The sequence below is a fragment of the Acinetobacter sp. 129952 genome (assembly GCF_056642055.1).
On sequence record NZ_JBWVSU010000012.1, the window covers coordinates 64,929 to 76,946 of the forward strand.

Sequence of the window (12,018 nt, forward strand, 5' to 3'; positions counted from 1 at the left end):
CTTGGTTTTTATATGAAAATATATTTTAAGCCTTGTTTAAATTAAGTATAAAATAGCGCAACTTTTTCCCAAATTTAGCCCTCGTAATTTTCACAAGGCAACCTTATGTTTTCTGCCCTTATGCGCATGAGCTTAGTCTCTCGAATCATCATCGCCATTATTTTAGGTGTGGGTGTGGCTGTGGTATTTCCCGAAGCTACTCCCTCATTAAGCCTATTGGGCGACCTGTTTATTAAAGCCTTGAAGTCTGTTGCACCGATTCTGGTTTTCATTTTAGTGTTAGCTTCTATCGCGAATTTTAAAGTGGGCCAATCCAACGCCGCCATCAAGCCGATTATGCTGATGTATGCGGTCGGTATGTTCCTTGCTGCACTGAGCGCTGTGGTGTCGAGCATCTTATTTCCAAGTACGCTGTTCCTAGATATTGCTGCACAGGCTGACTTGCAGCCTCCTGGCAGTTTGGTAGAAATCCTGAAGAATTTGCTGCTCAGCTTTGTCGCCAACCCGGTTGTTGCAATTGCTGAAGCAAACTTTATTGGCATCCTGGCTTGGTCAATGGCATTAGGCATCGCTTTCCGTCATGCATCGGATAGCACCAAGACGCTTTTGAATGATGCAGCCTTTGCAGTGAACTATGTGATTCGTTTAGTGATCAGCTTTGCACCTTTGGGTATTTTTGGTCTGGTTGCAGTGACTTTTGCTGAATCTGGTCTGGATACGCTGACCAGTTACGTACATTTACTTGCTGTGTTGCTCGGAACGATGGTTTTCGTTGCACTGGTAATTAATCCGCTTCTGGTTGCCTTAATGACACGCAACAACCCGTATCCACTGGTATTCACTTGCTTGCGCGAAAGTGGCATTACCGCTTTCTTTACCCGTAGTTCGGCAGCCAATATTCCAGTCAATCTGGACTTGGCAAAACGTCTGGGCGTCAAGGAATCAACTTCAAGTATCGCAATTCCTTTGGGTGCTACGATCAACATGGCAGGTGCTTCTGTGACCATTACTGTATTGTCATTGGCGGCTGTAAATACTTTGGGGATTAGCGTCGATTTCAGCACTATGCTCATTCTTTCTGTGGTGGCAACCGTTTCGGCATGTGGCGCTTCAGGTGTTGCAGGCGGTTCATTACTATTGATTCCAGTTGCATGTGGCCTGTTCGGAATTTCTTCAGATATCGCGATGCAAGTTGTTGCCATTGGTATGGTGATCAGTGTATTGCAGGATTCAACCGAAACTGCTTTAAACTCATCGACTGATGTTTTATTTACTGCAGCAGTAGACCGCGCATCAAATTGATTTTATATTGATTAATCAATATGTTTAGCCAATGATGTTGTTATGCCATTACAGCGTTTACCTACCTGGGTACAATTAGGGGCGTTTTTTCTTGCGGTCAATGCCGGCATGATTAACGTCCTAGGTCTGGTGACGGTACTGCACCAGTCTGTTTCACATATGACCGGCAATGTCAGCATGCTGGCTATGGCCCTGCTGAACTGGCAACCAGAGCAGATGCTTTATCTCTTTCTGGTTACACTCTGCTATGTCATTGGTTCATCCTATAGCGGGCTGATTCTTGGAAATAGTCACTTTCGCCTAGGGCAGCTTTATGGTTACCCTTTAAGCCTGGTGGCTATTTTTATTTTGATCTGCTGGTTATTATTGCCCTATTTCCCGCGCTATGCCTTGTTATGGGCCTGTGTTGCCATGGGTGTGCAAAATGCCATGGTCAGCCATTATAAAGGTGCCATCATTCGCACTACGCATTTATCTGGCGTACTGACAGACCTCGGCTTGGCGATGGGCTACCGTTTGCGCGGTTTAGAAGTAGAATCACGACGCGTGGTTTTGCATCTGCTTATTTTGCTCGGTTTTTTAAGCGGTGGCATTCTTGCCAGCTGGCTATATCCTTATTTAAAATTAAATGCATTCCTGATCCCGGCAGTGCTGAGTCTGGTTCTCAGTCTCACGTATTGGGTGATTTATTTACGTTATCGACATCAACACGACTAATATCTGGACATTCTCATGGTTAAAAATGCATTGCAGGCACAATTGTTAAAGGCAGGATTGGTCGACAATAAAAAAGCCAAAAAACTGTCTAAACAGGCTGTGCATGAAAAACGCACCGGTGACAGTACCGAGGCTGAAATCAAGGCCAAGATTGAACAAGACAAACAGCAAAAAATGGCCAAAGATCAGGCGATTGAGCAAGAGAAAAAAGCAGCTTTGCAGGAAAAAGAGCTGAAAGCCGCAATCATGCAAATGATTAACCAACATAAAATCCGTGATACTGACGGCGATGCGGTGTATCAGTTTATTGATGACAGCAAAATCAAAAAAGTCTATTTAAACCAGCAAATCTATAATGCGCTGGTCGCAGGTAGTCTGGTGATTGCACGTGAAAATGACAGCTATGCTTTCTTACCTAAAGCTCTGGCAGATCGTATCAATGCGAAAATGCAGGGCTTTATCATTGTGAATAATTCAGAGAAAAATGAAGAAACCACCGATGAAGAAGATCCATATGCTGCTTATGTTATTCCTGATGATTTGATGTGGTAAGAATCGCGTTATCATTACTGAAATCTTGAAGATCAGAAACCGGCGAATTCGCCGGTTTTTTAGTTGTAGGCACTTTTATTGAATGATTTGCACCAATAGATATGTTTTAAAAAGTTATCCAATATTAAAAAATCTGATCCAAAACTATAAACTTGATCTAAATTTTTGATTGAAGAGAAAGATCGTTTGGAACAGTTTAATTTTATTCGGAATATTCAAGAATGGGCAGATCAGTACCCATGGCTGGAAATGCTATCTTCACTGAGTATTGTGATTTTACTGGCGATTCTTGCCAATCTATTTGCCAAACAGATTGTGGTACGCGGAATACGTCAACTGATTTCCAGAATGCCTTTTGCCAATAATCAGATTTTTGCTGAGCATAGCGTGATTCGCCGGATTGCCAATATTGTTCCCGCAGTCGTGATCATGAACGGGATTACCACGGTACCGCATTTATCTGACAAGGTTGAGTCCTTTGTGCAAATGGGGGCACAGGCTTTTATTTTCCTGACGATTGCCTTAGCTCTTGGTGAATTACTGAATATTTTTAACCTGGTCTATCAGCGTAATCCCAAGTCACGTAACAAACCGATTAAAGGTTATTTGCAGCTGGTCAAACTGATTATCTTTATTGTCTGTGGCCTGATGATTCTCGGCACTTTCCTGAAAAAGGATGTCTTTACCTTGCTGGCTGGCTTCGGTGCCATGGCCGCGGTGTTGATGCTGGTCTTTCAAAATACCATTTTGTCACTGGTGGCGTCAGTGCAGATTTCATCTTATGACATGGTGCGGATTGGCGACTGGATCGAAATGCCCTCGCTGAATGCGGACGGCGATGTCATTGATATGTCATTACATACCATTACGGTACAGAATTTTGATAAAACAGTGACCACCATTCCGACCAATAAACTGGTGACGGATACCTTTAAAAACTGGCGTGGCATGCAGGAAGCCGGTGCGCGCCGGATCAAACGCTCGATTCATATTGATCAAAGCAGCGTGCATTTTATGTCGGCTGAAGAACAGAACAAGCTGAAAAATTTTATTCTGCTCGATCAGTACCTGAATACCAAATCAGAAGAGCTGGAACAATTTAACCTGCAACTGAGTCATCATTCGCAATATAACCAGCGTCGTCTCACCAATCTGGGAACTTTCCGTGCCTATGTAGAATTTTATCTGCAACAGCATTCGGGCATTAGTAAAAATCATTCCCTGATGGTGCGCCAATTGCAGCCGACCAGTGAAGGTTTACCGTTAGAAATTTATGCCTTTACCAATACCACCGCCTGGGTCGAGTATGAAAATATCCAGTCGGATATCATGGATCATCTGCTGGCAATTATTCCGGAATTTGGTTTAAAGGTGTATCAAGCGCCTTCAGGTCTTGATTTAAAAGAGGCATTTACTCAACCGTCTTCTATTATTACTTAAACACAAGTCATCCAATACCAAGCCTGAGGTGTTGCTGCATTTCAGGCTTTTTTATTTGATGGGATGTTTAAAACCTCACTGGCATAAATCTGGCTTTAGTTTAATTTTTATAATCTAAGTTTTAATTGAGTGAATCATTTTGTGGCAATTTCACCCAATTACGGGCTTAAAAAAACAGAATCCTTTATAATTCCCGAAAAGCAAAATGCATGATAAGAGTACGATAATGTTTCGATGGCTTGAAAGACTGGTTGACCCCTATCCCACCAAAAATCTGAACCAACCTTTACCGACCAAGTTTTTTCCATTTGTCTGGCAGGCAGCCTATGGAGTCCGCCGTTATTTGCTGATTCTGGTGCTTTGTACCGCCGGGGCTGCCAGCTTCGAAGCCTTACTGTATTCAAAAATTGGTGAGCTGGTGAACTGGCTCAGTAAAAGCCAACCAGATACTTTTCTGGAGCAACATACCAGTAATTTAACCTTGCTGAGTATTGTTCTGCTGGCCAATATTTTTTTCGCCAGTGCACAATCCCTGATCAAGCATCAAATTTTGTACAGTAATTTCCCGATGCGTTTACGCTGGCGCTTTCATAATCTACTGATGAAACAAAGCCTGGATTTTTTCCACAATGATTTTGCCGGACGATTATCGGCCAAAGTTATGCAAACCGCTCTGGCAGTACGCGAATTCTGGGTCATTCTGGGTGACATGCTGGCTTATGTGCTGATTTATTTCATCACCATCAATATTGTTTTGGGTGCAATTTCACCCTTGCTGATCATTCCATTGATGGTCTGGCTAGCCTTGTTTATCTGTGCAGCGTGTTATTTCATTCCACGTTTGAGCAAAATTTCCAATGCTCAAGCGGATGCCCGTGCCGTCATGACCGGGCGTATTACGGATGCCTATACCAATATTCAGACCGTGAAGCTGTTTGCCCATGCTGGTCGTGAAAGCCAGTATGCCAAAACTTCGATGCAGGAATTTATGGTAACGGTATATAAACAGATGCGTCTGGGTGCGCAATACGAAATCAGCATCTTGCTCTTAAGTGTGGTGTTGTACGGTGGCGTACTGGGTACCGCGATCTGGTTGTGGATGGAAGGTCAGGCCGAGCTAGGCATTATTGCAGCAACCACGGCAATGGTACTGAAACTGAACAGTATTGCCGAATTTATGATGTGGCAGACCTCTGCCCTGTTTGAAAATGTCGGGACCATTCAAGATGGTATGAAAACTTTAGGCCGCAAAATTGCCATTGAAGATAAACCCGGTGCCAAAGAGCTACAGCTCAATCACGGTGAAATCAAATTCGAAAATGTCAGCTTTGCGTATAATGATAAAAACGTGATTGATCGATTTAATCTGACCATTCGCCCAGGTGAAAAAATTGGTATTGTCGGCCGTTCAGGTGCAGGGAAATCTACCCTGATTCAACTGTTGCTGCATTTTTATCATATTAACCAGGGTCGTATCTTGATTGATGGTCAGGATATTGACGATGTGACTCAGGACAGTTTGCGCAAGAACATTGCATTAGTGACTCAAGATACTTCACTGCTGCATCGCACGGTCGCAGAAAACATCAAATATGGTCGTCCGGATGCGACTGATGAAGAAATGTTTGAAGCCGTGCGTAAAGCTAAAGCGGAAGAGTTTATTCCAAATCTGACTGATTTGCGTGGCAAAAAAGGCTATGAAGCCTATGTCGGTGAACGTGGTGTGAAGCTTTCCGGCGGACAGCGTCAACGGATTGCCATTGCCCGTGTGTTCCTGAAAGATGCTCCGATTCTGATTCTGGATGAAGCGACCAGTGCGCTGGATTCTGAAGTCGAAGCCGCTATTCAAAACAGTCTGGACGACTTAATGCAAGGTAAAACCGTGATTGCCATTGCGCATCGCCTGTCTACCATTGCCCAGATGGATCGTCTGATTGTGCTGGATCAGGGTCGAATTGCCGAACAAGGCACGCATGATGAACTGGTAGCATTGAATGGCATCTATGCCCAGCTTTGGCAGCGTCAAACGGGCGGCATGTTGATTCAGCAACAGGTCAAAGCATCGAAAAATCTTGATTAATACAAAATCAGCAAGACGATTAAACCGTTGACGATTTGATTGTCCTCAATACTGAACAGGTCTGGGACAAAAGAAAACTTTGCCCAGACCTTTCTTTTTAAAATCTTTTATATAGATGAACCTTAAGTTGCCATCTATCTGGCATTTTAATGAAATGACCTCACTCTCTAGTGCTGAAAGCTCTCTGATGAAGTCCTGTTTAATACTTAATAAAAACTAGACCAATCATCCTGTCCTGAGCAAACAGATGCTGGGATATGACTTGTTCAATAAAATAATTTTAATTTCATCAATAAAATTATGCGGTTTAAATTGATTTTAATGCTGAATTCAGGCTAATCTGCCAGTGGCAGAGTCACAATCAACAAAATTTTGTCCAACAATTTTAATGAAAAATTTGGCGGCTTCATGCCAATATCTATTTATAAATAAAAAAATTTGAATGAGTGCAACGGATCGCGCATGAAAACAATTGCTCCACGCCAAGACCAAGGAATTCCAGGTGTTTACGGTCTCCTGCTTCTCGATGTCATTTCCCGCTGGGGTTATAATAATGAGTCGCTTTTCCAACCTTTTGGCCTGACCAGTGAACAGTTGGCAGATCCTGATTTTCGTATTCCAACCCCTGTCGCCAACGAACTGGTGAAATATGCCCTGAAACTGACCGGCGAACCGACCTTGGGCTATCATCTCGGCACACAGATGCGGATCTCGATTCATGGCTTTATTGGCTATGCCATTATGACGGCGAATAATATTACCGATGCGCTGGTACTGGCGAATCGATTTATTCAACTTCGTTTACCCTTCCTGCAACTGTTTTTCTCGACTTTTGGTGCTAAAGCCACGGTACAGCTGCAAACCGATATTCAGCTTGAACCGCTGCGCACCGAAATTTCCATTGCCTTGATGATTGGTCTGATCAGTATGGCCAAAGCCATTACAGGCGTTACCGATGCCACGGGAGAAATCGACTTCGATTTTAAGAAGCCGGAAGGTTTTGAACGCTTTATGGCGAAGTTTCCAACGCATCAGTTCCGTTTTGAACAACCGCATTTAATTCTGAGCTTTGATAAAAGTTACCTGATGAATAAGCTGGTGCACGCCGATCCGATTGCCAGCCAGATTGCGATTAACCAGTGTGAAACGGAACTTTCTGCCTTGGGCGAACGGCATCGGATTGCGATGCGCGTCCGAGATATCTTGACCCATGCCGAGCAGCATTATCTGAGTATTGAAAGTGTGGCGGATCGCTTACACATGTCTGACCGCACCTTAAAACGTCAACTCGCCGCTGAAGGCACCTCATTTTCTACCCTGGTCGATGAAGTGCGTTACCGGCATGCCACCTCGTTATTGTCCCGGACAGATTTCACTCTGGAACAGATTGCCGATGAACTGGGCTATAGTGATGTCGCCAATTTTAGCCGGGCGTTTAAACGCTGGAGTGGTCGCAGCCCGAGCAACTGGCGCAAAGATCCTTATTTATAAGGGAGCATAAGCCTTTTGTTTTTCTTAAAAAGAATGTATAAAACATGTCAAAAATGATCTTAAGATTTTTAAGGAGTTATCAATGAATCATCCTGCAGAATTAAAGTACGCAAGTACACATGAATGGGTGCGCATTGAGGGTGATCTTGTTGTGACCGGTATTTCCGACCATGCACAGGATGCGTTAGGTGATTTGGTTTATGTAGAAGCACCAGATCTTGATTCACATATCACTGCGGGCGAACAAGCTGGCGTGGTTGAATCAGTTAAAACAGCTTCCGATATTCATGCACCGGTGTCTGGCGTAGTGGTTGAAATCAATCCTGATCTTGAAGATGATCCTGATTTTATTAATGATGACCCATACGGCAAAGGCTGGATCTATAAAATCAAGCCAGACAATATAGCAGATGTCGAAAAGCTGCTTTCCAATACAGAATATGAAGCTGGCCTATAAGCCATTTTAACTTGAAAAAAAATCAGCCTCCGGGCTGATTTTTTATTGTAGATCCGTCGTTGCATTTTCCAGTTCAAATTAAATTTCATGTATTTATCATGAAATATCATTGTATTTTTCACTTATTTTCCCTAAAGTCTTGCTCATATCTGCTTCGCTCCTGAATAGGTCGCGCTTATTTATAACAATAATTTCCCATGCTGAGCCCAGCGTCTCACAGCATATCATTTTAGGAAAATCATGAATGCCATTGCAGCGCCACTATGGACCAAGTCATTTATCCTTTGTCTGGCCAACAACCTATTTCTATTTATTTTCTATTTTGCGCAAACCACAATTTTGCCAATATACATCTTAAAAGAATTAGGCGGCAACCTGACTCAGGCAGGTCTGGCCATGACCTTGTTTATGGTGTCTGCCATTGCAGTGCGACCTTTTAGCGGTTTAATTATCGAAAAATTCGGGGTGCGTAAAACCCTGATTATTTCTGAAGTGTTCTTTAGCTTATTTTCACTTACTTATCTGTTGGCAGATCAGCTCACGATTCTGTTTATCATCCGTTTCTTACACGGCATCTGGTTCAGTATCTTGACTACAGTTTGTGTGCCTGTGGTGAACCAGTTTATTCCGGAGCAACGTAAAGGCGAAGGCATGGGCTATTTTGTCATGTCGGTTAATCTGGGGATTGTTTTAGGTCCATTTATAGGCTTGAGCCTGATTGAACACTGGTCTTATTTTCAGGTCAGCATGCTGTTGATCACCTTGGTTTTTATTGGATTTGCCTTCTGTTTTTTGATTCCGGTCAAAGAGCCTGAAAAAATCATCGAAAATACCAACAACAAAACATCGCTTGAGCTGAATGATTTTGTGGAAAAGAAAGTGCTGCCTGTCGCGGTACTGGCTATGCTAATTTCATTTTCTTATGCCAGCATTATGTCCTTTATCGCGCCATTTGCAGCCAGCAAGGATTTAATGGCTTATGCGGGTTTATTCTTTGTGGTTTTCGCCATTTCCATGATGAGCCTACGGCCGATCACCGGAAAAATTTATGATCGCAAAGGTCCGCAGTATGTGATTTATCCGGCCTTGGTGGCTTTTAGTTTGGGTTTATTTTTACTTAGCCAGATTCAGACCTTATGGGGATTCATGCTGGCTGCAGTCATGGTTGGCGTGGGCTTTGGCAGTGTGCAACCGTGTATTCAAACCTTGGCGATTCAACGAGCGCCCAAGCATCGAATTGGCTATGCAACCTCAACTTTTTATACTTTTTATGATCTGGGGATTGCCATCGGTTCACTGCTGATTGGTGCCATCATTGCAGCTTACAGTTATCAGTTTGCTTTTATGCTATGCGGTATTTTAACCTTAAGCAGTATTATTTATTTTAAGCTGGTGGTGCAACGTAAAACCGTCTAGTTTTATGGATTGAATAATAAATAAGATAAATAAAAACAGGCAGAAAATTCTGCCTGTGATTTTTTGAGCAAATATTTATTCTGACACCGAAGTATTCTCTGCTTGTTTCTCTTCCGCTTTTGGCTCTTGCATCATGGTGAATTGGGTTGCCTCTGTGGCTACGGTAGTGTCCTGTCGGTTACTTTTCAGCTTGATTTGTAAGCGCAGTTCATTGGTCGAATCGGCATTGCGCAAGGCTTCTTCATAAGAAATTTCACCCTGGTTATACAGGTCAAATAAGGCCTGGTCAAAGGTCTGCATGCCCAGTTCACGCGATTTCGCCATAATCGCTTTCAATTCGTGGAATTCACCTTTCAAAATCAGGTCAGACATCAGTGGCGTATTTAACATGATTTCAATCGCTGCACGACGGCCTTTACCATCTTGAGTACGAATCAGACGCTGTGAAATGATCGCCTTCATATTGGATGACAAATCCATTAATAGCTGGTTCCGGCGTTCTTCCGGGAAGAAATTGATAATCCGGTCCAAAGTCTGGTTGGCATTGTTCGAGTGCAGCGTTCCCAGACACAGATGTCCAGTTTCAGCAAAAGCAATCGCGTGTTCCATGGTTTCAGTATCGCGAATTTCGCCGATCAGAATCACATCTGGTGCCTGACGCAAGGTATTTTTCAGCGCATTATGCCAGGAATGGCAGTCCACTCCGACTTCACGATGAGTAATCATGGATTTTTTATGCTTGTGCACATATTCAACCGGATCTTCTACGGTAATGATATGCCCGGCTGAATTTTCATTTCGATAGTCAATCATGGCTGCGAGTGAAGTTGATTTACCGGAACCTGTTCCTCCGACTACCAATACCAGTCCACGTTTTTCCATAATCACATGTTTCAGAGATTCCGGTAATTTCAGCTTCTGGAAATTTGGAATTTCTGCAGTAATGGTACGAATTACCATACCGACATTAAGTTGTTGTACAAACACATTGACCCGAAAACGGGAAACACCTGGCACGGTGATGGCAAAATTGCACTCAAGTTCAGTTTCAAATTCTTTACGCTGTTTATCATTCATCAGACTGTAGGCAAACAGCTTGGTTTTTTCAGCTGTGAGTTCCTGCTGTCCAAAAGGTTTCATTAAGCCTTGATGTTTAATACTCGGTGGAAAATCAGCCGTAATAAATAAATCTGAACCGCCATATTCCACCACCTTGGTCAGCATGTGATGCATGAATTTTTTTGCTTCGTCCAACAATTCTGCCGTGAACATCTTTTCCCCCAGAAATGCACAACTGCACAAATCTCAATCTTAGATTTATGCCAAATATTTTAATTTGATTGTGCAGCGTTTTATAAATATGCTCAAATATATTTGATTTATAAAGAAAATATTTTTTAATATTTATGTGACCTACTTCAATAAAAATTAAATTAAGTAGAAGTATTCAAGCTTTTTAAAGCAACTCTGCCAAAAAAAATAGGATTGTAATTTTAAAGGTTGAATTCTGTTAGACGATTCATTATTTGTCATTTGCGACATATAGAATGTTATTTTTCTTTCTTTATGATTACCAACTCCCCTATTTTTTATGTACCAATTTCGGTTCTATTAGATGTAATAATGAATTATGAAAAATAGGATAATGTTTATGAAAATTGAACAAAATCGTGGAACTTTGCTCAAATAACAGGCGTGAAACTTGGTAAATTATTAAAAAAGCCCGATTCAGCTAAGTTAGGTTTTTTATTTGACTATAAAAATATGATTTATATAAAATAAAATAGAGAATTTCGTATAACGTGTATTATGTTAATTTTAGGAAAACTTAAACGAAATCACCAAAAACTATGAAAAAAAAATCAGCTTTTTTATATTATTTAGATGTTACAGCACCATTTTATTATTTTTATCTTGTACCCACTGTAATCGCATTAGTCATAGTCAGTTTTGATTTCTCATTTCAGGGCTTATTTCCGACCACAATTGACTCTTCGATTTCAAGCCAACATAAGTTTCTAAATGACTATTTTGCAATATGTAATTTTTTCGTGATTGGGCTTATTGTTATTAATTATTTAAGACACCCACTACCAGCCAAATATGTAAGACAAATACGTCAGCATTATGCAACATTAAATAAGAACCAGCAATCTATCAATGGCTGGCTTGGCATTGTATTTTTCTGTTTTACTTTAGGCCTAATGAACCTGACTTGGTTTATTATTAATGATGAGCCTCTCCCACCATATAAAGAATGGCGCAAAGGCGATACTCTTACCTACTTAAACAGTTTCGCACATCCTTATATTTCTGCTATTGCTTTTAGTTTGCAATATGCCCTCATGGTATTCTTTACATTAATATTTATGAACATATTTGATAATCGTAAATATAGACAAAATTAATATGCTTAGTGCCATTTAACATAATGGCGATTATACGAAAGGCCCTTGTTAGAACCCATTTAAAGTGTCTATATTCTCACCAATAAAAATGTCTGGTTTATGATGGTTTTTATCACCATGGACTGGATATAAAATATGGATGCTGATCACTATGT

General features: G+C 41.6%; 10 protein-coding genes. 9 read left to right on the plus strand and 1 reads right to left on the minus strand.

Annotated elements, in window-relative coordinates:
- Nucleotides 1-105 precede the first annotated feature (105 nt).
- The 8 genes from sstT to AC1IR0_RS12970 all read left to right on the plus strand — a co-directional run bounded on the left by sstT (nucleotide 106) and on the right by AC1IR0_RS12970 (nucleotide 9,455).
- Complete coding sequence (sstT, locus tag AC1IR0_RS12935) at nucleotides 106-1,302, plus strand: serine/threonine transporter SstT (protein ID WP_479741458.1); 1,197 nt, start codon at nucleotides 106-108, stop codon at nucleotides 1,300-1,302.
- Nucleotides 1,303-1,344: 42 nt separating this feature from the next.
- Nucleotides 1,345-2,019, plus strand: coding sequence for a YoaK family protein (locus AC1IR0_RS12940; protein WP_004647063.1), 675 nt, complete (start codon nucleotides 1,345-1,347; stop codon nucleotides 2,017-2,019).
- A gap of 15 nt (nucleotides 2,020-2,034) precedes the next feature.
- Nucleotides 2,035-2,571, plus strand: a complete 537-nt coding sequence (locus tag AC1IR0_RS12945) for a DUF2058 domain-containing protein (protein WP_086044775.1) — start codon at nucleotides 2,035-2,037, stop codon at nucleotides 2,569-2,571.
- 186 nt (nucleotides 2,572-2,757) lie between these two features.
- Complete coding sequence (locus AC1IR0_RS12950) at nucleotides 2,758-4,011, plus strand: mechanosensitive ion channel family protein (protein WP_034436448.1); 1,254 nt, start codon at nucleotides 2,758-2,760, stop codon at nucleotides 4,009-4,011.
- Nucleotides 4,012-4,237: 226 nt separating this feature from the next.
- Nucleotides 4,238-6,091, plus strand: coding sequence for an ABC transporter ATP-binding protein (locus AC1IR0_RS12955; RefSeq protein ID WP_409653852.1), 1,854 nt, complete (start codon nucleotides 4,238-4,240; stop codon nucleotides 6,089-6,091).
- A 462-nt stretch (nucleotides 6,092-6,553) separates the two neighbouring features.
- The gene (locus AC1IR0_RS12960; protein WP_004731146.1) at nucleotides 6,554-7,582 is read left to right on the plus strand and encodes an AraC family transcriptional regulator; all 1,029 of its coding nucleotides are present in this window, start codon (nucleotides 6,554-6,556) and stop codon (nucleotides 7,580-7,582) included.
- Nucleotides 7,583-7,664: 82 nt separating this feature from the next.
- Nucleotides 7,665-8,039 carry a glycine cleavage system protein GcvH gene (gcvH, locus tag AC1IR0_RS12965; RefSeq protein ID WP_004647068.1) on the plus strand — a complete coding sequence of 125 codons (375 nt, stop codon included), beginning with the start codon at nucleotides 7,665-7,667 and terminating at the stop codon, nucleotides 8,037-8,039.
- Between the two features lie 240 nt (nucleotides 8,040-8,279).
- A complete protein-coding gene (locus tag AC1IR0_RS12970) occupies nucleotides 8,280-9,455 on the plus strand; it encodes an MFS transporter (protein WP_374952759.1) in 1,176 nt (391 codons plus the stop codon).
- 75 nt (nucleotides 9,456-9,530) lie between these two features.
- Here AC1IR0_RS12970 and AC1IR0_RS12975 read toward each other — a convergent pair whose 3' ends face one another.
- Nucleotides 9,531-10,727, minus strand: coding sequence for a PilT/PilU family type 4a pilus ATPase (locus AC1IR0_RS12975; RefSeq protein ID WP_005251952.1), 1,197 nt, complete (start codon nucleotides 10,725-10,727; stop codon nucleotides 9,531-9,533).
- 578 nt (nucleotides 10,728-11,305) lie between these two features.
- Here AC1IR0_RS12975 and AC1IR0_RS12980 point away from each other — a divergent pair.
- Complete coding sequence (locus AC1IR0_RS12980) at nucleotides 11,306-11,863, plus strand: hypothetical protein (RefSeq protein ID WP_005262814.1); 558 nt, start codon at nucleotides 11,306-11,308, stop codon at nucleotides 11,861-11,863.
- Nucleotides 11,864-12,018 lie beyond the last annotated feature (155 nt).